Consider the following 24978-nt stretch of genomic DNA (forward strand, 5'->3'; position numbering starts at 1 on the left):
CCGGCCCGGCACATGGACGACAGCGACCCCGTACCCCAGGATGGCGGCGTGACCACCCAGACCATCGCCACCACCGACTACCACACGGCGGGCGAGCCGTTCCGCATCGTGGCGGAGCCGCCCGTGCCGCTGCCGGGCGACTCGGTCGCCGACCGGCGGACCCGCGCCCTGACGAGCCCGGCCGCACAGGAGCTGCGCCGGATCCTCTGCTCCGAGCCCCGCGGGCACGCGGACATGTACGGCGGGTTCATCGTGCCCCCGGACGACGACGGCGCCCACCTCGGCGTGCTGTTCTGGCACAAGGACGGGTTCTCGACGGCCTGTGGCCACGGCACGATCGCGCTGGGCGCCTGGGCCGTGGACAGCGGCCTGGTCCCGGCGCCCGACGACGGCGCGGTCGACGTGGTGGTCGACGTCCCCTCGGGCCGGGTCGCCGCGCGGGTGCACCGGGCCGGGGGCCGCACCGTCGGCGTGGACTTCGTGAACGTGCCCGGCTACGTGCTCGCCCGCGACCTGGCGGTACCCACATCGCGCGGCGTCGCCTCCGTCACGCTGGCGTACGGCGGTGCGATCTACGCGAGCGTGGACGGGCCGAGCCTCGGCCTGTCGGTGGACCCGGCGAGCTACGCGGACCTCATCGGGGTGGGGCGCGAGATCAAGCGTGCGCTGGACGCGGACGGGCACGCCGTCCACCCGACGGACCCGCGCCTGAGCGGCGTGTACGGGACCATCCTGTACGAGGAGCTCGGCGACGCGGACGCTGGAGCCGGTGGACCGGAAGCGCCCGGCGATGCCGGCGCCGTGGTGCGCCAGCGCAACGTCACGGTGTTCGCCGACGGGCAGGTCGACCGTTCCCCCTGCGGCTCCGGGACGTGCGCCCGGCTCGCCGTGCTGGCCGACGACGGGCGGGTCGCCGTGGACGGCGCGACGCTGCTGCACGAGTCGATCGTCGGTTCGACGTTCACGGGCACGGTCGTCGGCACCACCGTGGCCGGTGGCCGGCCCGCCGTGCTCCCCATGGTCACCGGGATGGCGTACCGCACGGGTGAGCACCGGTTCGTGGTGGACGGCGCCGACCCGCTCGTTCCCGGGTTCGTGCTGCGATGAGCGCGCCCCTCGTCCTGGACGCCGCGACCGTCGCGGCCGCCTGCCCGCCCGCCGACGCGGTCGCCGCCATCACAGCGGCGCTGGAGCGGGGGCTCGACCCCGCCGTCGACCTGCCCCGCCAGGCCGTGCCGTTGGCGGCCGGCCAGTTCCTGCTCATGCCGTCGGACGGCGGAGGCGGCCTGACGCACGTCGGCATCAAGGTCGCCACGGTGGCGCCCGCCAACCCCGCGCGGGGCCTGCCCCGCATCCAGGGCTCGTACCTGCTGCTCGACGCGGCGACGCTCGGCGTGGTCGCCGTGCTGGACGGCACGGCGCTGACGACGCTGCGCACACCGGCAGTGTCCGTGGCCGGGGTGCTGGGCCGGCTCCTGGCGGGTTCGGCCCCGCTGCGTGTCGCCGTGCTCGGCTCCGGACCGCAGGCGCACGGCCACGTCGCCACGCTCGCCGGCGCCCTGGCAGGTCGCCGGGAGATCGCCTCCGTCGCCCAGCTCGTGCGCGACCCGGCCCGGGCCGCGGCGATCGGCGGCGCCGCGGTGGTGCGGCTCGGCACCCCGGCGGCGGACGACGCGTTGCGGGCCGCCGACGTCGTCGTCTGCGCGACGTCGGCGAGGGAGCCGCTGTTCGACGCCCGCCTGATCGCCGACACGGCGGTGGTCGTGGCGGTGGGTTCGCACGAGCCGGATGCCCGGGAGCTGCCCGCGGAGCTCTGTGCCCGGGCGACGGTCGTGGTCGAGGACCGCGGTGCCGCGCTGCGGGAGGCGGGCGACGTGGTCCTGGCGATCGCCGACGGCGCGCTCCGCGAGCAGGACCTGGTCCCGCTGCGCGACGTCGTCACCGGTGCCGTCCGGCCCGACCCCGCGCGACCGCTGGTTCTCAAGACGACCGGCATGTCGTGGGAGGACCTGGTGGTGGCCGAGGCGGTGCTGGCGCGTGCGCGCTGATCGGTTGCGCCCACCGCGGAGCCCTCGAGCGCCTATCCTCCGGACATGAGCCGGCGGCCACGCGCGAGCCTCGGCAGGGTGCTCGACGACCTGGGAGCCACCCTGCTCGACGTCGTGCGCGACGGACCCGACGCCGAGCGCGAGGTGGGCGGGCTGGTGATCCACGACCCGCTCGACGAGGCGGCGTACCCGCCGCACGCGCTCGTCCTCGGCGTGGGCCTGGCCGCTCCGGACGACGTCGTGGCGCTGCTGCGCCGGCTGGGCGAGCACGGTGCGACCGGACTGGTCGTGCGGGAGCCGGTCCCGGCGGTGGACGCCGTGCTGGACGCCGCCGACGCGAGCGGCGTCGCGCTGCTGGGCCTGAGCCGCGGTGCGACGTGGGCCCAGCTCGCGGCCCTGCTGCGGACCGTCCTGGCCGAGGGCGACGTGGGCGTGGACGACGCCGAGTCCCTGGGCGGGCTGCCGTCGGGCGACCTGTTCGCCGTGGCGAACGCCGTCGCGGCGCTGCTGGACGCGCCGGTGACCATCGAGGACCGCAGCTCGCGCGTGCTCGCGTTCTCGGTGCGCCAGGACGAGGCCGACGACTCGCGGGTCGAGACCGTCCTGGGCCGGCGGGTGCCCGAGCGCTACGCGCGGATGCTCACCGAGCGGGGCGTGTTCCGCGACCTGTACCGCAGCTCGGACCCCGTCCGGGTGGACCCGCTGCCCATCGGGTACGCGGGCCTGACGATGCCCCGTGTGGCGATCGCGGTGCGCGCGGGCGACGAGGTGCTCGGGTCCATCTGGGCCGCCATGGAGGCCCCGCTCGACGACCGGCGCATCGCCTCGCTCCGCGACGCCGCGAAGCTGACGGCGCTGCACCTCCTGCGGGTGCGCGCGGGTTCCGACGTGCGGCGGCGGATCCGCACCGATCTGCTGAGCACCGCGCTGGAGGGCGGTTCCGGTGCCCGCGAGGCGCTCGAACGGCTCGGGCTGGGCAGCCAGGCGGTGGTCGTGCTCGGGGTCACGGCCCGGCCCGACGACGGCGAGCGTTCCGTCGCCGGTGACGTCGTCGAGGCGAGCGAGCGCGAGCGACTGTCCGACGCGTTCGCGCTGCACCTGCAGTCCGCGCACCCGGCGTCCGCGGTGGCACTGATCGGCGACGTCGCCTACGGGCTGCTGCCGTCCGGCTCCGACGGTGAGGAACGGGCCGAACGTATAGCGCGGGCGTTCGTCGAGAAGGTGGGCCGGCGGACCGCCGCCGTGGCAGCCGTGGGGCCCGTCGCACCGAGCGCCGGCGGTGTGGCTCGATCCCGGGAGGTGGTCGACCGGGTGCTGCGGGTGCTGCGCTCGGGTGCCCCGCGGGAGACCGACGCGCCCCAGGTGGCCCGGGTCGCCCGGGTGGCTCGGTTCGCCGACGTCCAGGCGGCGTCGCTGGTCCTGGAGCTACGCGATGTCGTCGCGGCCCGCGGGGACACGATCGCGGGGCCGCTGGCCAGGCTCGTCGACTACGACGCCGAGCACGGCGCCGGGCTGGTCGCGACCTTGCGGGCCTGGCTGGACGCCTTCGGGGACGTCACGGCGGCGGCCGCGGCGGAGTTCGTGCACCCCAACACGTTCCGCTACCGGTTGCGCCGGGTGGCCCAGGTCGGTGGGATCGACCTCGACGATCCGGAGGCCCGGTTCGGTGCGATGCTCCAGCTCCGGGTGATGGCGCCCGGCGACGGCTCCGGATGCTGATCCCCGGCGCTGGGTGACGGTGCTGGATGGCGGTGCTGAGTGGCGGTGCTGGAGTCGTCCGGGTCACCCACTGAGATCTCCGGCGCCGAACCGCACGCTGCACGTCCACCGCCAGCAGTCCCCCCGCCGAACCGCACGCTGCACGTCCACCGCTGGCAGACCGCGGCGCCGAACCGCACGCTGCACGTCCACCGCCAGCAGTCCCCCCGCCGAACCGCACGCTGCACGTCGTCGACGACCTCGAACGGAAAGTTGTTAGTCCATCGAGCCCGTCATTGACTAATAACGTTCGGCTCGGCGTCCGCCTGGACCCGTAACTCGCGGTTCGGCGACCGCTTGGACCCGTAGCCTGCGGTTCGGCATGCCGCCATGCCAACCCAGACACGCAGCTTGCGGTTCGGCGCCCGACGACAGCAGCCCAGACACGCAAGTTGCGATTCGGCACCCCAGGCACACCAACCCAGACACGCAACTTGCGGTTCGGCACTCGGACCGCCGGCCCCTGACCGCAACGGCCCGCCCCGGACCGCCCGCCCCGAACCGCGGGCCGACCCCGCCCGCCGTCCATCGCGACTATCCCAGCGGCAGCCATTCCGTCGCGGTGGTGCGCTCGTCGAGCAGCTCGGGGAGCGGCGTCACGCCGAGGCCCGGGCCTGCCGGCACGGCGATGTGGCCGTCGTCGAGCACGAACGGCTCGGTGATGTCGGTGCGGTAGAACCGGCCGGACCCCGAGATGTCGCCCGGCAGCGTGAACCCCGGCAGGGCCGCGAGCGCCGCGTTGGCCGCCCGGCCGAGCCCGGTCTCCAGCATGCCGCCGCACCAGACGGCGATGCCGTGCGCGACGGCGAGATCGTGGATGCGCCGGGCCTCCAGGTACCCGCCGACGCGGCCGGGCTTGATGTTGATGATGGAGCAGGCGCCCAGCGTGATCGCGGCGGCGGCGGTCTGCGCCGAGACGATCGACTCGTCCAGGCACACCGGTGTCGTGATGCGTCGGGCGAGCTCGGCGTGGCCCAGCACGTCCTCCTCCTCGAGCGGCTGCTCGATCAGCAGCAGGTCGAACGGGTCCAGCCGCGCGAGGTGGCGGGCGTCGCCCAGGGTGTAGGCAGTGTTGGCGTCGACCTGCAGCAGCACGTCGTCGCCGAACCGCTCCCGCACGGCCCGGACGGGCTCGATGTCCCAGCCGGGCTCGATCTTCAGCTTGATCCGCACGTACCCCTCGGTGAGGTAGCCGTCGACGGCGTCGAGCAGCGCGGGGACCGTGTCGTGGATGCCCACGGACACGCCGCTGGGCACCCGCTCGGCGACGGCGCCCAGCTCGCTCGCGAACGACCGGCCCAGGGTGCGCAGCTCGGCGTCGAGCACCGCCATCTCCAGTGCTGCCTTGGCCATGCGGTGCCCCTTGATCGGCGCGAGCGCATGTCCGACGTCGGACGCGGTGATGCCCACCGTGCCGCCCGGCCCGCGGGCGGACTCCTGGTGCCGGGCCAGGGCCGGCAGCAGGAACCGGCGCAGCACGTCGGCGGCGCCGTCCACGTACTCCGAGGAGTACCGCGGTGCGGCCATCGCGACGCACTCGCCCCAGCCGTCTGCACCGTCGGTCACGGCGCGCAGCAGGAGGATGTCGCGCTCGTGCTCCGTGCCGAACGACGTGCGGAACGGTGCCACGAGCGGCATGGTGATCCTGCGCAGCTCGATTCCCTGCAGCTTCACGGGCGGTCTCCTTCGGTCGGGGTGTGCGGCACGGTTCGGGCCGGGGTGTGGATCAGGTAGCCGTGCGCTCGGTCGTAGCCGACGGCGGACCCGCCGGCCAGGTACGGTCCCAGGCTCTCGCGGACACGCAGCCGCCACTCGTGGGCGGCTGCCGGGTCCGCGGCGCGCAGCCGTTCGATGTCGAGGGGCACCGGCACGACGGCGTCCGGCGCACCGGACCGACCGGACCGACCGGGCCGACCGGACCGGCACGCCGCGGCGACCGCCGGCGACCGCAGGTCCCACCGGACCAGCACCCGGTCGGTGTCCTCGTCGCCGTTGATGGCGTCGGACATGGGCCCGTAGAAGTTGGGCAGGTACTCGGCGGGCCGGCCCGCGAGCTTGTTGATGTTGAAGTGCGCGTTGCGTGCCACGAGCGGGTCGTACGTCCAGGCGATCTCGTCCACGCCCAGGGCGAGCGCCCACGCGCGCTGGTGCACCTTGAGCGCGAAGCCGACGCCCCGGCCACCGGTCCCCGGTGTCACCCCGGCGATGTGGCTGTGCAGGGAGCGCTGCGCCGGCGCCGCGTGGAACGCCACACACGCGCCGACCAGCACGCCGTCGCGGAACGCACCGCCCACATAGCTCTGGGTCTTGCTGAACGCCCGCAGCAGCTCCGTCGAGACCGACGGCTTGCCCCAGATCGTCGTGAACAGGTCGCCGACGGCGGCCAGCCCGGGCAGGTCCGACACCTCACGGACCGTGACGTCCGCCGCCCGGGCCGCCGCCTCGGCGTCCTCGGTCGCCTGCACGGTGAACGGGTCGCTCACCGCGCGGCCCCCGGCACGGCCGCCGGCTCGACCTCCGGCACAGCGCCCGGCGCAGCGCCCGGCACAGCACCCGGCACAGAGTCGGGCCCCGCATCCGGCTCGACCTCCGCGACGGCTGCGGGCGCAGCCGCCTCCGGGACCGGCTCCGCCACGGCCACCTTGGGCGTGGCCCGGACGCCGAAGTGGACGTACTCCTCGCCGGTCGGCAGGGAGTAGAACGTGACCGGTGCCCAGGTCTGCATCCCCTCCGGACGCACCACGTAGAGCCCGTCCGAGACCGCCACCAGCGGGTACTCCTCGACCGGCTCCTCCTGCAGCTCGGCCAGCGGTCCGAGCAGCTCGGTGCGCAGCCGCGGACCGGTGTCGCCGTCGAGCACGTCCATGCGCACCGACTCCCGGCGGTAGGTGCCGAGGTACGGCGTGATGTCCGTGGTGACGGGTACCGCGGGCGGCGCGAGCGGTCGCGGCATCTCGACGTCCGCCAGCGCGGCGAAGATCTCCCGGTAGAGCTCCTCGTACAGGTCGCGCGTGTTGCCACCGTTGGTGAGCAGCGTGACGGCGAGCCCGTCGTCCGGCAGCAGCCGCAGGAAGGCCGCCTGCCCGATCGTGTTGCCGTCGTGCCCGATCAGCCGGCGATCGTCCCAGCCGAACCGGATCCAGCCCAGGCCCCAGGAGTCCCCGAGCGAGTACTTGTCGGGCAGGTCGGCGTGCAGCTCCGCCATGTCCACCGTGCTCTGCGCGGACAGCAGGCGGGTGCCGTCCGCCGTCACGCCGCCGGTCAGGTGCAGGCGCGCGAACGCCAGGACGTCGGCGACCGGCGCCGTGATGAGCCCCGCCGGACCCATCGGCCGCGGCAGGCCCCACACGGGTGCGACGTGCTGCGTACCGCCCACCTCCACGTGCCCCACGGCGGCGCCGTGCAGCAGCGCCTCCTCCGGCAGCGTGACGGTGCGCGGCAGCCCGAGCGGGCCGAACAGCTTCTCGCGCATCGCCGCGTCCCACGTCGTGCCGGTGACCTGCTCGATGATCCGGCCCAGCACCGAGAACCCGGAGTTGCAGTAGGACCAGGTGGCACCGAGCGGGTGGTTCTGCGGGGCGTCGGCCAGGAGCGCCACGTACTTCTCGATGGCGTCGTCGCCGCGGCCGGTGTCCGTGAAGATGTCGCCGTCGATGCCGCTGGTGTGCGTGAGCAGGTGCCGCACCGTCACCTGGGCCGCCACCTCCGGGTTCGACAGCTCGAAGCCCGGCAGGATCGCGGCCACGGGGGTGTCCAGGGTGAACGCTCCCTCGTCCACCAGGAGCATCACCACCGTCGCGGTCCACACCTTGCTGATGGACCCGATCTGGAAGACCGAGTCCGTGCGTGCGGGCTGCCCCGTGGCCACGTTCAGCACTCCGGTCGCCGCGCGGACCAGCTCGTCCGGGCGCCCGCCCACGCCCACGCGGAGGATCCCGAGCTGCGCGCCCGGCACGCCGTGCTTCTCGGCGAGCGCGGCCAGGCGCCGTTCCCAGTGCGCGACGTCGATCGCCGGGCGTGCGCGGTCGCCGTCGAGCACGTGCTGGTCGAGCCAGGCGACGATCCGGCGGCCGAAGTCCAGGCGGTGCGACGGGCGGCCCGCGAGCGGGAAGATGTGGCTGGCGCCCGGGTAGAGCACGAGCTGCGTGGGCACCCCGCGCTCGCGCAGGGCGGTGTGCCACTGCTGTGCCTGGCCCACCGGGCAGCGCAGGTCGTCGCCGCCGTGCAGCACGAGGGTCGGGGTGGACACCTGGTCCACGCGCGTGAACGGCGACATCTCGGCCAGGCGGGCGGCGTCGGCGCCCCAGGGGTATGCCCCCAGCTCGTGCTCGCTCATGAGGTGCGCCTCGTCCGACGTGCCGCCCATGCTGGACAGGTCGGCGACCACACCGCCCGCCACCGCCGCGGCGAACCGGTCGTCGTGGGCGGTGAGGTAACAGGTCATGAACCCGCCGTAGCTGTAGCCGCCGACGGCGAGCCGGTGCGGGTCGGCGAACCCCTCGGCCACCAGGGCGTCGACCGGCTCGAGGAAGTCCTTGGCGTCCGCGGTGCCCCAGCCGCCGAACACGGCGTCGTAGAACGCGGCGCCGTAGCCGTCGCTGCCCCGCGGGTTGACGAGCAGCACGCCCCAGCCGCGGGCCACCAGGTCGTGGTGGTACAGGTGCATCTCGTCGGCCGCGCCGTTCCAGGCGTTGTGCGGGCCGCCGTGGATGTCCACGTACAGCGGGCGGGGGCCCGGCTCGGCCTCGTCGCCGTCCTGCGCGGCGTGGCAGAGCCACGCCTGCACCCGGGTGCCGTCCGAGATCTCGAACCAGCGTTCCTCACGCACGTACCCGACGGCGGCGCCGAGCGAGGTCCCGAGGCTCGTCACGGTGGTCGCCCGGTCACCGCCGCCCTCCCCCAGCGCGACGGTCACCACCTCACCGAACGAGTCGGGCGTGGTGAGCACGACCGCGGCCGTGCCGTCGGCGACGGAGAGCCCGGAGACCACCTGGCCCGCGCCGCCCAGCACGAGCCGCGGGGCCGCGCCGCCCGTGAGCGGCACCGAGTACAGGTGGGTGCAGCCGTGGTCGCGCACGCAGAACAGCACGTCGTCGCCCACCACCACCGGTGCGGCGCCCGGGTAGGCGGGCGCGCCCGCCATCACGTTGCGGTCGAGCGGAGCCGCCAGGTCGACGGGCGCACCGGCGGCCCGGCCGTCGTCGCCCAGGGGCACCCGCAGGAGGCCCGCGTGGCCGCGCGGCTCGCCCGGGTGGCCCACCACCAGGAGGTGCTTGCCGTCCGGGGTGAACGAGACGCTGCCGGCCAGGCCGTCGGCGAGCGCGACCAGGACGGCCACCGCCTGGGGATCGGTGACGTCGATCGCGTGCACGGCGGTGGCCGCGTCCAGGTCTGATGCTCCGGCGGGGCGCGCCGTGAACGCGAGGGTCACGCCGTCCGGGTGCCAGCCGACGGCGCCCACGTGGACGGCGCCGGACGTGACCTGCCGGACCGGAGCCGGACCGGCCGAGACCGCCGAGACCTCCACCACGTGCGCCTGCATCCGCAGGGTCGGCAGCAGCCCGGCGCCGTCGACGGCGTAGCCGAGCCCGTCCGCGACCAGCGGGCGGGTCGGGTCCGACCCCGCCGGGTCGACCGGCGCCACGAACGCGATCCGCGTGCCGTCCGGGCTCCACACGGGCGCTCCCGCGCCGAGCGGCAGGTCGGTGACGGCGGTGGCCTCGCCGCCCGCCGCGGGCAGCGTCCACAGCTGGCCCGGACCGTCGGGGTCGGTACCCGCCCGCAGGAAGGCCAGCGTCCCGCCGTCGGGCGACCAGGCGGGTGACGTGTCGGCGCGGCCACGGGTGAGCCGGCGGGGCGCGGCGCCGCCCGCGTCCACGAGCCAGAGGTCGTGCACGGCGGTGTCCGCCTCCGTGTCCAGGGTGCGCACCACGTACGCGAGCGCACCGCCCGGCGCGAGCGCCGGCTGGGACGGGACGGCGATGGAGGGCAGGTCCTCGAGGGTGAGGTGACGGGTCACGTCGTTCTCCTTGTGGTCCGGGTGGGGTCGGTGGCGCTTGCGGCCAGGGGGCCGGCCGGGCCGGTCAGGGCGCCGGTCAGCGGGTGGGGCACGGCCGCCAGCAGGCTGCGCGTGTAGTCGTGCCGCGGGTCGCTGAGCACCTGGGCGGTGCTGCCCTGCTCGACGATGCGGCCGCGGTGCAGCACCGCCACCTGGGTGGCGACGTACCGCACGACGGCGAGGTCGTGGGAGACGAAGAGGAGGGACAGGCCGAGGTCGCGCTGGAGCTCGCGGACCAGGTTGAGCACCGCCCCCTGGATGGAGACGTCGAGGGCGGAGGTGATCTCGTCGGCGATGACGACGCGCGGTCGCGCTGCCAGGGCGCGGGCGATCGCCACCCGCTGCCGCTGACCGCCGGAGAGCTGCCCGGGACGGGCCCCGGCGTGGTCGGGGTCCAGATGCACCAGCGCGAGCAGCCGCTCGACCTCGGCTCGGACCGCCTCGGGCCGCCGGGCCGTGCCGCGCGCGCGAGGGACCGCCTCCGCGATGCTCTCGCCCACGGTCATGCGGGGGTCCAGGGAGGAGGCCGGGTCCTGGAAGACCAGCTGCACCGGGCTCGGGCCGGTGGTCCGACGGCGCCCGGCCAGCAGCTCGCCGTCGAGCAGCACCTGGCCGCCCTGCACGGGGACCAGGCCGACGGCGGCGCGCGCGAGCGTCGACTTGCCCGAGCCGGACTCGCCGACGAGCCCGACGATCTCGCCGGACGGCACCACCAGGCGCACCCCGTCCACGGCCGTCATGGCCCGGCGGCCGGTGCCGTAGCGGACCGTCACGTCGTCGAAGCGCAGCTCGCTCATGCGGTCGCCTCCTGGGGGACCGCGGCCGGCCGGTCCTCGCCCGGGTGCCAGCAGGCCACGCCGTCGACCAGCTCGGGGTCCTCGGCGCGGCAGCGGGCGTCGGCAAAGGGGCAGCGGGGCGCGAACGGGCATCCGGCGGGCAGGTCGGCGGGGTCCACGGGCCGCCCGGGGATCACGGCGAGCGGCCGGTCCAGGTCCGTCTCCAGGTGGGGCACGGCGGCGACGAGTGCCCGGGTGTAGGGATGGCGGGCGTTCGTCGCCAGCTCCCCGGCCGGCAGGTCCTCGACCACCCGCCCCGCGTACATCACCAGGACGCGGTCGCAGACGTCGGCCACCACCGACACGTCGTGGCTGATCAGCAGCAGCGCGACGGCGTCGCGCTCGCGCACCTCGGCCAGCAGGTCGAGCACCTGGCGCTGCACGGTGACGTCCAGGGCCGTGGTGGGCTCGTCCGCGATGATCAGCGCGGGGTCGCCCATCAGCCCCAGCCCGATCATGGCCCGCTGGCGCATCCCGCCGGAGAACTCGTGCGGGTACTGGCCGGCCCGCCGCTCGGGGTCACCGATCCGCACGGAGCGCAGCCGGTCGACGGCGCGGTCCCGCGCCTGCCGCCTGCCGAGTCCGAGGTGGTGGCGTGCGCCCTCGGCGAGCTGGCCGCCCATGCGGCGCACCGGGTTGAACGACGACATGGGGTCCTGGAAGACCATCGCCAGCTCGGTGCCCAGGAGGGTGCGGTGGTCGCCGGCCAGCAGGTCCCTGCCCTGGAACGACAAGCGCCGCGCCGTCACGGTCGTCGGCGGCTCGAGGAGCTGGGCGACGGCGAGTGCCGTGAGCGTCTTGCCCGACCCGGACTCCCCCACCACGCCGACCGCCTCGCCCCGCGCCACCTGGAGCGTCACGCCGCGCACCGGCCGCGCCCGGCCGTCCGGGGTCGGCACGGTGACGACCAGGTCGGCGACGTCGAGCACGACGTCGGGTGCGGCCTCGGGCAGGACGGCGGCGGACGGCGTGGCGTCCTGCCCAGCCGCGCGCCCGGCGTCGGGCCGCCGCCGGGTGCGCAGGGCGCCGCCGGCCAGGAGGGAGACGCCGCTGATGGAGTCGATGCTGAACGTGCGCGCCACGGCCTCGCCGGTGAGGTTGAACGCGAGACCCGCGACGACGACGGCGATCCCGGGCAGGAGCGCGGCGAGCGGGTCGAGGTAGATGCGGTCGAGGCCGTCCTGCATGAGCCGGCCCCAGTCGTAGGCGGGGGCCTGGACCCCGAGCCCGAGGAAGGAGAGGCCGGCGAACGAGAGGAGGGCACCGCCGGCGCCGATGGTCGCGTTGACCACGAGCGGCCCGCCGACGTTGGGCAGCACGTGCCGCAGCAGGATCCGGAGCCGCCCGACGCCCGCGAGCCGCGCGGCGGCGACGTAGTCACGCGTCGCGACCCCGGCGACGAGGGTCTGGCACAGGCGCGCGAAGGCCGGCGCGCCGGCGAACCCGATGGCGAGCACGGACCCGACCTGCCCGACGCCGAAGATCACGGCGAAGAAGAGGGCGAGCAGCAGGCCGGGGAAGGCGACGGCGATGTTCACCCCGGCGGTGAGGAGGCGGCCCGCGCGCGGCCCGAGCAGCAGGGAGGACGTGCCGAGGAGCAGACCGACGGAGACGGCGAGCGCCGTGGCCGCGAGCGCGAGCACCACCGACAGGCGGGTGGCCACCAGCGTGCGGAACAGCAGGTCGCGGCCCAGGTTGTCGGTTCCGGTCCAGTGGTCGGCGGACGGCCCCTGGAGCATGGCGGCGGTGTCGACGGCCTCGGCGGCGTCGCCCCACAGGAGCGGCGCCAGCACGGCAGTCGCGAGGACGAGCGCGAGCAGGCCGGTGCCGGTCACGCCGAGCGGGGTGCGCAGGGTGGCCGGGAGGCGGGAGGACGCCGGGCGCCGGGCAGGCGTGGGCAGCTGGGCGGGCATCAGCTCTCCCCGATGGTCGAGCGGGGGTCGAGGACGGCGAGCGCCACGTCGACCAGGGTGTTCACGATCAGTACGCCGATGCCGTAGACCAGCACCGTGCCCTGGACCAGTGGATAGTCCTTGGCGAGGATGGACTCGACGATGGTGCTGCCCAGTCCTGGCCAGGCGAAGACGCTCTCGACCAGGACGGTGCCGGCCACGAGCTGGCCGAGGAGCAGACCGCCCAGCGTGAGGCTCGCGGTGACGGCGTTCGGCAGCGCGTGGCCCAGGTGGACCGCCGCCGGGGGCAGTCGCTTGGCGCGTGCGGTGCGGACGTAGTCGGTCTCGAGCACCGCGAGCATCTCGACGCGCACGATGCGGGCCAGGACCGCGGCGGGTCCCACGGCGAGGGCCAGCACGGGCAGCACGAACGAGGCCGCTCCGTCCTGCCCGGCGATGGGCAGCCAGCCCAGGGTGACGCCGAAGACCCACACGAGGGCGACGGCGAGCAGGAAGTCGGGGATGGTCGCGAGGAACACGCTGGTGCTCGCGAAGCCGAGCTCCGTGCGCGGCGCCCGGCCGCGCCGGGTGGCCACGGCGACGGCCACCCCGACCGGGACGGCGACCAGCACGGCGGTCAGGAAGGCGAGCAGGGCGAGGGTCGCCGTGGCGGGCAGGCGCTGCGCGATGGTGTCCGCGACGGGCAGCTGAGAGCCGAAGGAGGTGCCGAGGTCACCGGTCAGCAGGTCGCGCAGGTAGGTGACGTACTGCGCCCACAGCGGCTGGTCCAGGCCGAGCGACTCGCGCCGCGCCGCCACCAGCTCCGCCGACGCGGTGGGGCCGAGGGAGGCGCGCACGGGATCGCCGGGCACCAGGTGGATCATCAGGAAGGCGGCGGTGACGAGCACCCACAGGGACATCAGCAGCCGCCCCGACCGGCGTACGGCGAAGCGTGTCCAGCGGTGGTGGGCGAGCCCGACCAGCGTGCCGGGCCGGGCGAGCCCGGCGCGCTGGTCGGGCTGGGCGGGCCGGGTGTCGGCCGGGGGCCGGGTTGTCATCGGCGGCTCGCCGTCAGCTCAGGACGCGGATGCTGGTGGGCACGATGGACCCGGTGCTGAGGAACTCCGCGCCGTTGCCGTAGATCTTGACGAGGCTGTTGGCGAACGGCGTGACGTCGGTCGCCTCGACCAGCGCGGTCTCCCCCGTGAGCCAGGTGTCGCAGCCTTCCGCCCCCTGCATGGTCGTCGCCTCGCCGACGGCGGCCGTGTAGTCCGCGTTGTCGATGGCGGCGAAGTTGTTGCCGCCGTCCGCGACGGCCGGCCCGGACAGGAAGCCGACGAGCTGGTCCGGGTTGCTGACGTTGATGGGCTCCCAGGCCACGTCCCACGCGCCGGTGCCGAACAGGATCTCGGACAGCTCGGTGGTGTTCTTGCCCGTCGCCTCGACGTCGACGCCCAGGTCGGTCCACGCCGCCGTGGCCAGCTCGGCGGCGGACGCGCCGCCCGCGCCGAGTGCGGTGTCGTGCAGGAAGGCGATGGTCAGCGGCTTTCCGTCCTTGGCCCGCACGCCGTCGTCGCCCAGGGTCCAGCCGGCGTCGTCGAGGGTGGCGGCCGCCGCCACCGGGTCGTGCTCGGGCAGGGCACCGGTGATCGAGTCGCCGGTGCACGCGGCCGGGCTCACGGTGGCGAGCGTGGTCGGGGGGCTGCCCTTGCCCGAGGTGAGCACCTGCCGCAGTTCCGCCAGGTCGAGTGCCTGGGCCAGGGCGGCGCGCACGGCCGGGTCGGCCGTGACGTGGCCCTCCGCGTGGTTGTACCACTGCTCCCCGAGCAGCCCCGCGGACTCGGTCGAGTAGAGGCCGGCCGCCTCGATCCGCTCGGTGTCCGGGCCGATCACCTGCACCGCGTTGACCTCGCCCGAGAGCAGCAGGTTGGCCGACGTCGTCTCGTTGGCGATGATCCGCACGTTCACCGTGGCCGGCGTGCCCGGTTCCGTCGTGGCGGCGCCGTCCGGGCCCCACGCGTAGTCGTCGCGGACCGAGTACGTGTAGTGGTCGTCGGGCGCTGCCTCGTCGAGCACGAACGGTCCGGTGCCCGCCGTGCCCGCGGCGAGCGTGTCGCGGTCCGCGAGGCCGGAGTCGCAGACCATGGCCAGGCCCGCGAGGCCCTCCAGCAGGAACGGTGCGGGTCCGGCGAGCTCGAGGGTGAGCGTGTCGCCGTCGGCCGACGCCGTGACGCCCGCGGGGAGGAACGCGCCCAGGTACGGGCTCTCGTTGGCCGGGTCAGCCACGTGCTCGATGTTCGCCGCCGCCGTCTCGGCCGTGAACCCGGAACCGTCGGCGCAGGTGACGTCGTCCCGCAGGGTGAACGTCGCGGTGCTGCCGTCCACCGACCACTCGGTGGCCAGCGACGGCACCACCTCCGTGGACTCGGGGTCCACGGCGACAATCGTGTCGTACGCGAGCCGGCTCATGCCGATCACGGAGCTGGTGGCGGACGCGTGCGGGTCCAGGTTGCCCGGGTCGGTCGCCAGGGCGAGCGTGAACGTCCCCGCGGTGGCGTAGCCGCCGTCGGACGCGGTGTCGTCGCCGCCCCCGGAGCAGGCGGCGAGGGCGGTGGAGGTCAGGGTGAGCGCGAGCAGCAGCGCCACGGGGCGCACGGCCCGTCCGGGCGGGGCGGTCAGCAGGTTCACGGGGGTCCCTCTCGTCGGGTCGGCCCTGCGGCGTCGGTGCCGTCGGTGCCGGATCAGCTCGGTGCCGGGGTCGGCTCGGTGCCGGGTCAGCTCGGTGCCCGGGTCAGCCCACCGCCCGCGCGACCGCGCGGCCGTAGTGGATGAACGCGGCCCGGCCGGTGCCGTCGTCGCCCAGGAAGGCGTAGACGGTGTGCACCCCGTTCACGGCGTCGACGGCGATCAGGGCGTCGTCGGCGTACCGCACCAGCTCCGTGCGGAACGGCTGCTCGCCGATCTCGGCGAGCACGTCCTTGGGGGTGCGGTCGAGCCAGACACGGCCGGCGGCGTCCCGGCTGACCACCAGGTCGTAGATGGTGTCGGAGTACGTGCCGGCGCACCGGCTGTCGTCCACGGCGCCCGGCTCGGCCGGCGGGACGGGGCGGTCCGCGAGGGTGACGCCGGCGAGCTCGCTCGTGAGGTACTGCACCACGTCCCGGTAGAGCCCGAAGACGTCCCCGCCGTTGGTCAGCAGCGCCACCGCGACGTTCGCGCCGGGCACCACCCGCAGGAACGCCGCCTGCCCGATCGTCCCGCCGTCGTGCGAGACGACGGTGCCGCCGGCGGCCCGGGAGATGGTCCACCCCAGGCCCCACGCGTCGCCCATCGCGCCGATGTCCGGCACCGGCACCTGCTGCGTCTGCATGGCGGCCACGCTCTGCTCGCTCAGCACCCGCGTGCCGTCCGGGGCCAGGCCACCGGCCAGGTGCATGCCCGCGAACGCGACCAGGTCGCGCGAACGCATCGCGAGCATCGACCCCGCCGCGACGTTGGACCGGGCCAGCGCCCAGACCGGCGCCGCCGTCCAGCCGCCATCCGGGTCCTGGACGTGCCCCACCGCCGCCCGGTGCAGGATCGCCTCGTACGGGCTCGGCGCCACGTGGGTCAGGCCCAGCGGCTCCGCCAGGAGCCCGGTCAGGGCCCGGTCGTACGACATCCCGTGCAGCACCTCGACCAGGCGTCCCAGCAGCGCGAAGCCCACGTTGTTGTAGGAGAACATCGCGCCGGGCGCGAAAAGCTGCGGCAGGCCGTGCAGCTCCGCCAGGTACTTCTCGATCGCGTCGTCACCGCGGCCCGTGTCCGTGAAGACGTCGCCCTCGAACCCGGCCGTGTGGCACAACAGCTGGCGGGTCGTGATGCTGGCGCTTGCCCCTTCGTCCGCCACCCGGAACTCCGGGAGGTACGTGCGCAGCGGGACGTCGAGGTCGAGCGTGCCGTCGTCCACCGCCCGCATCAGCAGGGACGTGGTCCAGAGCTTGGTGACGGAACCGATCTGGAACACGGAGTCGGTGGTCGCCTCGACCCCGGTCGCCGTGCTGAGCACGCCCGACGCCGCGTCGACGATCTTGCCGTCGACCAGCACCGCGACGCTCGCGCCCGGCACCTGGTGGCGCCCGACGAGCTCGGCAAAGTGATCGTCAAGCCAGGTCGAGAGCGAGTCGGGAGATGTCATGGCGTCAGGCTAGGGAAAGCCCCGCGCGCAGTGTTCGTCCGGCCGGACAAGGAGGCGAGGGGCCAGTTGTGCGGGCCGACGAACCGCGTCGTCGCCAGACCGGGATCGGTGGTCGGCGACGCAGGTGTGGTGCGGGTCACCCGGCCCGCTGTCACACTCACCCGGTCCCCGGCGTCTCTTGTGGGTCCGGTGCCTCGCGCACCAGTCCCCTGCAGGAGGTACGTCATGACCCCAGAGCTGGAGACCCTTCGCCGTGACTTCGCCGGCGACATCATCGTGCCGGGCGGCGCCGGGTACGAGGCGGCGAGCCGGACCAGGCTCGTCGCCGGCAGCCCGGCCGCCGTGCTGCGCCCCAGGACCGTCGGCGACGTGCAGGCGGCCGTCCGGTTCGCGGCCGGCGCCGGCGTCCCGCTCGCCGTACGCGGCGGGGGCCACAGCTTCCCCGGCTTCGGCACCAACGACGGCGGCACCGTGATCGACCTCGGCGCGCTCGCCGACGTCGAGCTCGTCGACGAGGACCGCCGCCTCGTGCGCATCGGCGGCGGCGCGACCTGGGGCCGGGTGGCCGACGTGCTGGACCCGTACGGCCTCGCGATCTCCTCGGGCGATACCAGGAGCGTCGGCGTGGGCGGTCTGACCCTGAGCGGCGGCATCGGCTGGATGGTGCGCAAGCACGGCCTGACGCTGGACAACCTGGTCGCCGTGGAGCTGGTCACCGCCGACGGGTCGGTGGTGACCGCGAGCGCGCAGGAGCACCCGGAGCTGTTCTGGGCGGTCCGCGGGGGTGGCGGCAATCTCGGGATCGTGACCGCCTTCGAGCTCGTGGCCCACCCGACCACGGAGATCTTCTTCGGCAAGATCACCTTCCCGGCGGCGGAGGCCGCTGCCGTGCTCCAGGGCTGGGCCGGCCACCTGCGCACGGCGCCCGAGGAGCTGACCTCCCTCGTGAACCTGGCCAACCCGTTCGCCGGCGGCCACGCGGCGCCGGTCGAGCTCCACGTCGCGTTCGACGGCAACGACGCGGACCTCGCGGCACGGGCGGTCGACCCGCTCCGCCGGCTCGGCACGGTCCTGGAGGACGACGTCGCGCCGCGCGCCTATGCCGACGTCCTGGTCGACGGCGGCGAGCTGCCGCCGGGTCTCCGGCTGGTCGGCCACGACGGGTTCGTCGACCGGGAGTCGGCGCCGGAGGCCCTGCAGATCCTTGCCGAGGTGGGGACGTCACCCGGATCGCCGTCGATCGCCGTCCGGAGCCTGGGCGGCGCCGTCTCGCGGGTCGCCGACGACGCCACCGCCTACGCGCACCGCCGGGCGGAGCTGCTGGTCGCCACCATCGTCGGCGGCCCGGAGCCCGTCGTCGAGGCCGCACGTCCGGGCCTGGACGCCCTCTGGGACAAGCTCGCGCCGCACCTCAGCGGCGCGTACGCGAACTTTCTCGGGTCGACGACCGACGAGGACGTGGCCGCCGTCTACCCCGCCCGGACCTCCGCGCGGCTCGCGGCGGTCAAGCGGCAGTACGACCCGAACAACCTGTTTGCGGCCAATCACAACGTGCGGCCGGAGATAGCCGAGTGACGTATCTCATGTCGGACAATCCGGTCAAGGCGAACACTGACCGTCTCGACAGCCGTAATGCGATTGTGACTTTGGGGCCGATCGGGGTTACCGTCGCTCCGGTTCGCGGGAAGGCCGCGACCACTCGAGGCGGACGCCGAGCCCTGTCACCGCCGCGGGATCTGCACTGACCGGATGACAGGGACGGGGGAACCACGTAAGTGGGCACCATCGGTGTCCTTGGGGTGAAGCCGCACAGGTAGTACCGCGGCCGGGTCATTCTCCGATCCGAATCCGACAGCTCACCTCGTAGGCGTCAGGAGAACCACGTGACTACTCGCACGCCTGGGCGCCATCGTGCTGCTCGGAAACCCATCACCCCGCTGACCCCCCTGACCCGTGCCGCGGCGCGGGGCATCTCCGGTGCCGCACGTCGGGGCGCCGTCGTCGCCGCCGGCTCCGGCCTGGTCGTCACCCTGCTCAGCGTCCCCGCCGACGCCGCACCGGTGGCCGACCACAGCACGGCGACGGTCGACGTCGACGCGCTGACGCAGACCTCGCAGACCTCGGTCACCCAGGCCGCGGCCGCGGAGGCCGTGACCACGGCACCGGCCGTGCAGGTGGCCGCCGACAGCAAGTTCACGCTCGAGACCGGCACCATCAAGGTGACGCCGGCCCCCGAGCCGGAGCCCGTACCGGAGCCCGAGCCGGTCGTCGAGGAGGTCGTCGAGGAGGCCGAGCCCGTCGAGGAGCCTGCCCCCGAGCCCGTGGAGAAGGTCGTCGAGGAGGCCGTACCGGCCGCCGCCACCGACGTCGTCTCCATCGCCCGGCAGTACATCGGCGTGCCGTACGTCTGGGCCGGCAACACCCCGGCCGGGTTCGACTGCTCCGGCTTCACCTCCTACGTGTTCGCACAGGTCGGCATCGACCTGCCGCGCACCTCCTCGGAGCAGCGCTACGCGGGCACCGTGGTCTCGGCTGCCGAGGCGCAGCCGGGCGACCTCATCTGGAGCCCCGGCCACATCGCCATCTACGCGGGCGGCGACATGCAGATCGAGGCGCCGGTGCCCGGCCAGACGGTGCACGAGTCGCAGATCTGGCAGGACAGCCCGACCTTCATCCGCGTCGGCTGAGCCGGAGGCGCAGCGCAGGGTGCGGGCCGAGGAACGAGGCACGCGCCCGGAGCGGAGCCGCAGGCTCAGCCGAAATCAACAGAGGCTGAGCCGGAGGCGCAGCGCAGGCTCAGCCGACATGAACTGAGGCTGAGCCGGACGCCCCGCTCGACCAGCAAGACCACGAGGGCCCGCACCGGCACGGTGCGGGCCCTCGTGCGTACCCCGGGCCGGATGGCATGATCACCGCCATGAGCGTCCCCACGGCGGTCGAGACCAACGCCCTGAACACCATCGACGAGTCCGAGCGCCGCGGGTCACCGCGCAGCCTGTTCTGGCCCTGGTTCGCGGCCAACGTGTCCGTGCTCGGGCTGGGCTACGGCTCCTACCTGCTCGGGTTCGGGGTCTCGTTCTGGCAGGCGGTGGTCATCGGCATCGTCGGCATCGTGGCGTCGTTCCTCTTCTGCGGCTTCATCTCGCTGGCCGGAAAACGCGGCTCGGCGCCCACCATGGTGCTGTCCCGGGCGGCGTTCGGCGTGCGCGGCAACAAGCTCCCCTCCCTGCTGTCCTGGATCCTCACCGTGGGCTGGGAGACGGTGCTGGTGGCGCTGGCGACCCTCGCGACGTCGACGGTGCTCGGTGCCCTCGGCTGGGGCGGCGGGACCGTCACCAAGGTCGTCGCCCTCGTGGTCGTGGCGGGCATCGTGGTGGCAGCGGGCGTCTTCGGGTTCGACCTCGTGATGCGGCTGCAGGTGATCATCACCGTGCTCACGGCCGTGCTCACCGTCGTCTACATCATCCTGGTGGCCGACCACGTCGACTGGGCGACCGTCGCCGCGATCCCCGCCGGCGGCGCACCACAGGTCATCGGCGGGCTCGTGTTCATGATGACCGGGTTCGGCCTGGGCTGGGTCAACATGGCCGCCGACTACTCCCGCTACCTGCCCCGCTCCGCCTCCGGCCCCCGCATCGTCGGCTGGACCACCCTCGGCGCGTCGCTCGCCCCCGTGGTGCTGCTCGTGTTCGGCCTGCTGCTCGCCGGCTCGGACCCCGACCTGAACGAGGCGATCGGCGCCGACCCGATCGGGGCCCTCTCCACGCTCCTGCCCACCTGGTTCCTCATCCCGTTCGTCGTGGTGGCCCTGGCCGGCCTGATCGGCGGCGCGGCGCTCGACATCTACTCCTCCGGACTCGCGCTGCTCTCTCTCGGGCTGCCCGCACCGCGCTGGGTGGCGGCCGCGATCGACGGCGGGCTCATGATCGTCGGCGCCGTCTACGTCGTGTTCGTCGCCGACTCGTTCATCGGCCCCTTCCAGGGCTTCCTCATCACGCTCGGGGTACCGGTCGCCGCCTGGTGCGGCGTGCTGCTCGCCGACATCCTGCTGCGGCGCCGCGACTACGCCGACGCCGACCTCTACGACGCCGCCGGCCGGTACGGGTCGGTGAACTGGCCCGCCGTCTTCCTGGTGCTGGCCGGCACCGCCGTCGGCTGGGGCCTGGTGACCAACACCTACGCGCCGTGGCTGGCGTGGCAGGGCTACCTGCTGGGTCCGCTCGGCGGGGTCGACGGGAACTGGGGATGGGCCAACCTCGGCGTGCTGGTCGCCCTGGCCATCGGCTTTGCCGGCACGCTCCTGCTCAGCGCCCGCGTCGTACGCCGCCAGGAGGAGCGATGACGGTGCCCGACGCCGTCGTGGTGCCGCCCGGGCCGGACGCTGCGCTGGTCGTGATCGACATGCAGGACGTCTTCGCCCGCCCGCCCAGCCCGTGGGCCTCCCCCGACTACCCCACCGCCCTCGCGGGGACCCGCCGCCTGCTCCCCGCCTTCGCGGACCGCACGGTCCTCACGCGGTACGTCGCCCCCACCGCGCCCGACGGCGCCTGGCGCGCCTACTTCGACCAGTGGCCGTTCGCGCTCGTGCCCGCCGACGACCCGCTGTACGAGATCACCGACCTGGCCGACGTCGCCGCCGCCGGGGCGCCCGTGGTCACCCGCACCACGTTCGGCAAGTGGGGACCCGAGCTGGACGCCGCCACCCGCTCCGCCGGCGAGCTCGTGCTGACCGGCGTCGCCACGGACTGCTGCGTCATCTCGACGGCGCTCGCCGCCGCCGACGCGGGCCGCCGGGTGCTGGTCGTCGCGGACGCCTGCGCCGGGTCGACACCGGAGGACCACGAGCGGGCGCTGGACGTCATGCGGCTGTACGCGCCGCTGATCGAGGTCACGACGGTCGCCGCGCTCCTCGCCGCCGACTGACGGGGTCGACCGGCCGGCCGGCCCGCGACGACCATGCGGTTGCTGCCAGGAACGCCGTTGTTCTGGCAGCAACCGCATGGTGGTCCGGCTCAGTGCTCGGTAAGTTGCGGTTCGGCCTCGACCGTCTCCACCACGACCCCCGCGCCCCGGTACCGCCGCAGCACCTCCTCGTCCCGTCCGTCCGTGACGAGGGTCCAGCCGGCCGGCAGCGGCGCCCACGCGGGCACCGCGCCCCGGTCGAGCTTGGTGGAGTCGGCCAGCACGACGGTCCGGCGGGCCCGCCGGGCGGCGACCTCCTTGACCTGCGCCTCCAGCGCGGTGGCCTCCCCCACGCCGTCCAGCGGGTCGACGGCGTCGACGCCGAGGAACGCGACGTCGACCATGAACCGTTCGAGGGCCCCCGTGGTCAGCGGCCCGACCAGACCGTGGCTCTTGGTGGTCACGCTGCCGCCGACCACCACGACGTCGAGACCCGGCGAGCCCGCGAGCAGCAGAGCGACCTCGAGCCCCCGGGTCAGCACGGTCAGCCCGTCCCGTCCGCGCAGGTTCTCCGCGAGCTGACCCGTCGTCGAGCCCGCGTCGACGAAGATCGTTCCCTCGTCGGGCACGAGCTCGGCCGCCCGCCGGCCGATCGCCACCTTGGCGGGCAGCTGGACCCGCATCCGCTCGGCCAGCGCCCGCTCGTGGAAGCTCGACTCCGAGGTCGCGCCACCGTAGGTGCGGGTGACGAGGCCCTCGGCGCCCAGCCGGGCGAGGTCGCGGCGCACCGTCGACTCGGAGATCGCGAGCGCCTCCGCCAGGTCCTCCACCCGGGTGGTGCCGCTGCGGATGAGCGACAGCAGCTCGTCGTGGCGGTCGCGGGTGCTCTGGCGCATCGACTCGGAACCTGCGGGCACGCTCACGCGTCGGCCGGCCGGTACGCGGCGCGGATGCCGTCGACGAACGGCGCGTACTCGACGGCGGCGAGGTAGGCGGAGCGCATGGTGCCCGCGTCGGCGAGGCCCTGGCCCGCGATGTCGAAGGCGGTGCCGTGGTCCACCGACGTGCGCAGGATGGGCAGGCCGACCGTGACGGAGATGGTCCCGTCGAAGTCGAACGTCTTGGCCGCGATGTGCCCCTGGTCGTGGTACTGCGACAGGACGCCGTCGTACCGGCCGGTGAGGCCGTGGTGGAACACCGAGTCGGCGGGGATGGGGCCGGCCACGTCCAGCCCGAGCGCCTGCGCGTCGGTCACGGCGGGCGCGAGGTGGACGATCTCCTCGTCGCCGAAAGCGCCGTTCTCCCCGCCGTGCGGGTTGATCGCGGCCACGGCGAGCCGTGGCGCGGGCACACCGAAGATCTCGAGCGCCTGTGCGGCCCGCCGGATCGAGCCGAGCTGCGTCTCACGCGTGATCTTGTCGAGCGCCTTGCGCAGCGACAGGTGCCGGGTGGCGAAGAAGATGCGCAGGTGGTGGTCGGGCTGGTGCGTGTTGCGCACCACGAACATGGTGTCCTGCTCGGTGACGCCGGTGAGGGCGCCGAGCATCTCGGTGTGCCCGAGGTGCTCGCTGCCCGCCGCCCAGATGGCCTCCTTGTTGATGGGTCCGGTGACCACGCCGCTGATCGCGCCGTCCAGCGCGGCCCGGGTCGCCGCCTCGATGGCGACCACGGCGGCACGGCCGGCGCGGGCGTCCACCTGTCCCCAGGCGGGCACGTCGGTGCCGAGCACCCCGATGTCGAAGACGTCGACGACGCCGGCACCCGCCGGCTCCGTGTCCCACGAGCTCACGGCCCGCAGCTCGACGTCGAGACCCAGCGCGGTACGTGCCCGGTCGAGCACGGCCAGGTCGCCGACGGCGATGCCGTGGTGCGCCGGGTCGCCGGCGTGCTCGGCCAGCGTGGCGAGCGTGATCTCGGGGCCGATGCCGACGGGGTCGCCGACGGTGAGTGCGAGCACGGGTCGTGTCATGGCGTTCTCTCCTAGCGTGTTCATCAGATCTTGCTCTGGGGCACGGCGGTCCGTACCCAGCGTGCCCGCTGGGCGGCGGCCCGGGCGAGGTGGTCGAGACAGCGCACGGCGGCCTCCGGGCCGCCGACGAGCCCGCCCTTGGTGGCGATCGGCAGCCCGTCCCACGGTCCGCCGACCACCTCACCGGCCACGGCCAGCGGGACCACCTCGTCCTCGACCGCGATGCCGCGGCCGCCGAGGGCGGCGAGCACCGCAGCGGTGATGTCGCCCCCGGTCGTGTAGAGCCCGTTGACGGCGCGTGACTCGAGCGCACGGCGTGCGATCCGGCCGAGCGCGGTGGCCAGCGCGGCCGACTCGGCGGGGCTGAGCCGCACCACGTCGTGGTCGGCGAGCGCCGTGGCGAGCAGCACTGTCGTGCCTGTCCCCGCGTCCGCCAGCGCTTCGACGAGGTGGCGTGCCGTGGCGTCGACGTCCGGCACCGGGCCGCCCTCGGGGCGCACCACGACGACGTTCCGTTCGGTGACCAGGCGCTGCAGCTGCGTCCGGGTCAGGTCGGTGGCCGAACCGGAGACGGCCAGCAGGGGTGCGCCGGCGACCGCCCCGACGGGCAGCAGGGCCCGGGCGAGCGCGAGCGATCCGGGTCCGGGGTCGACACCGACCCACAGGAGGTCGGGGTCGGTGGCGGCCACCGCGGCGGCGGCCCGCGCCACCCGGTCCAGGTGATCGGTGGTGAGGGCGTCCCCGATCACGACGTCGGCGTCCGCGGCGGCGCGTACCGCCGCCTCGAGCCGTTCCTCGGTGCCGGTCACCACGGACAGCGGGACCAGCGCCGTCGTCAGGCCGGTACCGCGCCGCAGGGCGTCGGCGACGGACGACGAGCGCACCGGCGAGCGGACGTCGCGCGCGAGCTCCGTCTCCTCCAGCCGCACGCCGTCGAGGAGCTGGTTGCCCTCGACGGTGTGCCGGCCGGCCGCCGGGTGCGCGGGCAGGCAGAGGCCGACGACGCGGCGGCCGGACAATTCACGGGTGGTCGCGAGCACGGCGTCGGTGGCCGGGCCGACGTTGCCCCGCAGGGTGGTGTCGATGCGTGAGCTGACCAGCCGTACCGGCCACCCGGCTCGCACCACCCGGGCGGCGACGTCGGCCGCCTCGCGCGGGGGTGCGTGCCGGGTGTCCGTCGTCGCGACGAGCACGTCGAACCGGCTGTGGAACTCGGCGACGGCCTCCCAGTGCTCGGACCGGCTGACCGTCACGGCCCGCCGCCCGGCGCGGGCGAAACCGGCCGCGGCGGCGTTGGCGCCGGTCAGGTCGTCGGCGACGACGAGGATGTCCGCCATC

18 protein-coding genes and 1 riboswitch are annotated in these 24978 nt (G+C 74.6%); of the genes, 7 read left to right on the forward strand and 11 right to left on the reverse strand.

Translation table 11 applies throughout. The features are described 5' to 3' along the window. The first annotated feature begins 48 nt into the window (after positions 1–48). From ACFSL2_RS09165 to ACFSL2_RS09175, 3 genes are read left to right on the forward strand one after another with little or no spacing between them, the layout of a single operon-like run. The gene (locus ACFSL2_RS09165) at positions 49–1107 is read left to right on the forward strand and encodes a proline racemase family protein (protein WP_377197557.1); all 1059 of its coding nucleotides are present in this window, start codon (positions 49–51) and stop codon (positions 1105–1107) included. Next, on the forward strand, positions 1104–2048 hold the full coding sequence (locus ACFSL2_RS09170) for an ornithine cyclodeaminase family protein (protein ID WP_377197558.1): 945 nt from the start codon (positions 1104–1106) through the stop codon (positions 2046–2048). Before ACFSL2_RS09165 ends, ACFSL2_RS09170 begins: the two co-directional genes overlap by 4 nt. A gap of 45 nt (positions 2049–2093) precedes the next feature. Further along, positions 2094–3767 carry a helix-turn-helix domain-containing protein gene (locus ACFSL2_RS09175; RefSeq protein ID WP_377197559.1) on the forward strand — a complete coding sequence of 558 codons (1674 nt, stop codon included), beginning with the start codon at positions 2094–2096 and terminating at the stop codon, positions 3765–3767. 573 nt (positions 3768–4340) lie between these two features. On the opposite strand, the gene menC is transcribed toward ACFSL2_RS09175, so the two are convergent. From menC to ACFSL2_RS09215, 8 genes are all read right to left on the reverse strand, one after another. Beyond that, entirely contained in the window at positions 4341–5480 is a 1140-nt protein-coding gene (gene menC, locus ACFSL2_RS09180) for an o-succinylbenzoate synthase (protein ID WP_377197560.1), read from the reverse strand. Continuing rightward, complete coding sequence (locus tag ACFSL2_RS09185) at positions 5477–6289, reverse strand: GNAT family N-acetyltransferase (protein ID WP_377197561.1); 813 nt, start codon at positions 6287–6289, stop codon at positions 5477–5479. The genes menC and ACFSL2_RS09185 overlap by 4 nt, the downstream gene beginning before the upstream one ends. Further along, positions 6286–9825 (reverse strand): serine hydrolase, encoded by a 3540-nt coding sequence (locus ACFSL2_RS09190; protein ID WP_377197562.1) that lies wholly within the window; start codon positions 9823–9825, stop codon positions 6286–6288. The genes ACFSL2_RS09185 and ACFSL2_RS09190 overlap by 4 nt, the downstream gene beginning before the upstream one ends. Next, on the reverse strand, positions 9822–10661 hold the full coding sequence (locus tag ACFSL2_RS09195) for an ABC transporter ATP-binding protein (RefSeq protein WP_377197563.1): 840 nt from the start codon (positions 10659–10661) through the stop codon (positions 9822–9824). Before ACFSL2_RS09195 ends, ACFSL2_RS09190 begins: the two co-directional genes overlap by 4 nt. Beyond that, the gene (locus ACFSL2_RS09200; protein WP_377197564.1) at positions 10658–12613 is read right to left on the reverse strand and encodes a dipeptide/oligopeptide/nickel ABC transporter permease/ATP-binding protein; all 1956 of its coding nucleotides are present in this window, start codon (positions 12611–12613) and stop codon (positions 10658–10660) included. The genes ACFSL2_RS09195 and ACFSL2_RS09200 overlap by 4 nt, the downstream gene beginning before the upstream one ends. Further along, positions 12613–13650 (reverse strand): ABC transporter permease, encoded by a 1038-nt coding sequence (locus ACFSL2_RS09205; protein WP_377197565.1) that lies wholly within the window; start codon positions 13648–13650, stop codon positions 12613–12615. Before ACFSL2_RS09205 ends, ACFSL2_RS09200 begins: the two co-directional genes overlap by 1 nt. A gap of 13 nt (positions 13651–13663) precedes the next feature. Beyond that, positions 13664–15280, reverse strand: coding sequence for an ABC transporter substrate-binding protein (locus ACFSL2_RS09210; RefSeq protein WP_377197566.1), 1617 nt, complete (start codon positions 15278–15280; stop codon positions 13664–13666). A 103-nt stretch (positions 15281–15383) separates the two neighbouring features. Then, a complete protein-coding gene (locus tag ACFSL2_RS09215; RefSeq protein WP_377197567.1) occupies positions 15384–16769 on the reverse strand; it encodes a serine hydrolase domain-containing protein in 1386 nt (461 codons plus the stop codon). 225 nt (positions 16770–16994) lie between these two features. On the opposite strand from ACFSL2_RS09215, the gene ACFSL2_RS09220 reads away from it, so the two are divergent. From ACFSL2_RS09220 to ACFSL2_RS09235, 4 genes are all read left to right on the forward strand, one after another. Next, positions 16995–18344, forward strand: a complete 1350-nt coding sequence (locus tag ACFSL2_RS09220; RefSeq protein ID WP_377197568.1) for an FAD-binding oxidoreductase — start codon at positions 16995–16997, stop codon at positions 18342–18344. A 154-nt stretch (positions 18345–18498) separates the two neighbouring features. Then, a riboswitch (cyclic di-AMP (ydaO/yuaA leader) is annotated at positions 18499–18653 on the forward strand. Next, entirely contained in the window at positions 18653–19456 is an 804-nt protein-coding gene (locus ACFSL2_RS09225; protein WP_377197569.1) for a C40 family peptidase, read from the forward strand. (Overlaps the previous riboswitch by 1 nt.) A gap of 230 nt (positions 19457–19686) precedes the next feature. Continuing rightward, positions 19687–21111, forward strand: coding sequence for a purine-cytosine permease family protein (locus ACFSL2_RS09230; RefSeq protein ID WP_377197570.1), 1425 nt, complete (start codon positions 19687–19689; stop codon positions 21109–21111). Continuing rightward, on the forward strand, positions 21108–21692 hold the full coding sequence (locus ACFSL2_RS09235) for a cysteine hydrolase family protein (RefSeq protein WP_377197571.1): 585 nt from the start codon (positions 21108–21110) through the stop codon (positions 21690–21692). The genes ACFSL2_RS09230 and ACFSL2_RS09235 overlap by 4 nt, the downstream gene beginning before the upstream one ends. A gap of 89 nt (positions 21693–21781) precedes the next feature. Here ACFSL2_RS09235 and ACFSL2_RS09240 read toward each other — a convergent pair whose 3' ends face one another. The 3 genes from ACFSL2_RS09240 to ACFSL2_RS09250 are packed head-to-tail and all read right to left on the reverse strand — an operon-like array spanning position 21782 to position 24977. Beyond that, positions 21782–22567: a DeoR/GlpR family DNA-binding transcription regulator gene (locus tag ACFSL2_RS09240; protein WP_377197572.1), complete on the reverse strand. Its 786-nt coding sequence runs from the start codon at positions 22565–22567 to the stop codon at positions 21782–21784. 23 nt (positions 22568–22590) lie between these two features. Beyond that, entirely contained in the window at positions 22591–23640 is a 1050-nt protein-coding gene (gene pdxA, locus ACFSL2_RS09245; protein WP_377197573.1) for a 4-hydroxythreonine-4-phosphate dehydrogenase PdxA, read from the reverse strand. A gap of 23 nt (positions 23641–23663) precedes the next feature. After that, positions 23664–24977 carry a four-carbon acid sugar kinase family protein gene (locus ACFSL2_RS09250; protein WP_377197574.1) on the reverse strand — a complete coding sequence of 438 codons (1314 nt, stop codon included), beginning with the start codon at positions 24975–24977 and terminating at the stop codon, positions 23664–23666. Between the last annotated feature and the right edge of the window lies 1 nt (position 24978).

Origin of the sequence: Promicromonospora aerolata, from assembly GCF_042682255.1 — a bacterium.
In the GTDB taxonomy this organism is placed as follows: Bacteria; Actinomycetota; Actinomycetes; order Actinomycetales; family Cellulomonadaceae; genus Promicromonospora; species Promicromonospora aerolata.

What these genes read in the sequence shown, in the direction of transcription:
- ACFSL2_RS09170 (WP_377197558.1), top strand. Translation starts at nt 1,104, where the DNA reads ATGAGCGCGCCCCTCGTCCTGGACGCCGCGACCGTCGCGGCCGCCTGC.
- ACFSL2_RS09175 (WP_377197559.1), top strand. Translation starts at nt 2,094, where the DNA reads ATGAGCCGGCGGCCACGCGCGAGCCTCGGCAGGGTGCTCGACGACCTG.
- ACFSL2_RS09195 (WP_377197563.1), bottom strand. Translation starts at nt 10,661, where the DNA reads ATGAGCGAGCTGCGCTTCGACGACGTGACGGTCCGCTACGGCACCGGC.
- ACFSL2_RS09200 (WP_377197564.1), bottom strand. Translation starts at nt 12,613, where the DNA reads ATGCCCGCCCAGCTGCCCACGCCTGCCCGGCGCCCGGCGTCCTCCCGC.
- ACFSL2_RS09205 (WP_377197565.1), bottom strand. Translation starts at nt 13,650, where the DNA reads ATGACAACCCGGCCCCCGGCCGACACCCGGCCCGCCCAGCCCGACCAG.
- ACFSL2_RS09215 (WP_377197567.1), bottom strand. Translation starts at nt 16,769, where the DNA reads ATGACATCTCCCGACTCGCTCTCGACCTGGCTTGACGATCACTTTGCC.
- ACFSL2_RS09220 (WP_377197568.1), top strand. Translation starts at nt 16,995, where the DNA reads ATGACCCCAGAGCTGGAGACCCTTCGCCGTGACTTCGCCGGCGACATC.
- ACFSL2_RS09230 (WP_377197570.1), top strand. Translation starts at nt 19,687, where the DNA reads ATGAGCGTCCCCACGGCGGTCGAGACCAACGCCCTGAACACCATCGAC.
- ACFSL2_RS09235 (WP_377197571.1), top strand. Translation starts at nt 21,108, where the DNA reads ATGACGGTGCCCGACGCCGTCGTGGTGCCGCCCGGGCCGGACGCTGCG.
- ACFSL2_RS09240 (WP_377197572.1), bottom strand. Translation starts at nt 22,567, where the DNA reads ATGCGCCAGAGCACCCGCGACCGCCACGACGAGCTGCTGTCGCTCATC.
- pdxA (WP_377197573.1), bottom strand. Translation starts at nt 23,640, where the DNA reads ATGACACGACCCGTGCTCGCACTCACCGTCGGCGACCCCGTCGGCATC.
- ACFSL2_RS09250 (WP_377197574.1), bottom strand. Translation starts at nt 24,977, where the DNA reads ATGGCGGACATCCTCGTCGTCGCCGACGACCTGACCGGCGCCAACGCC.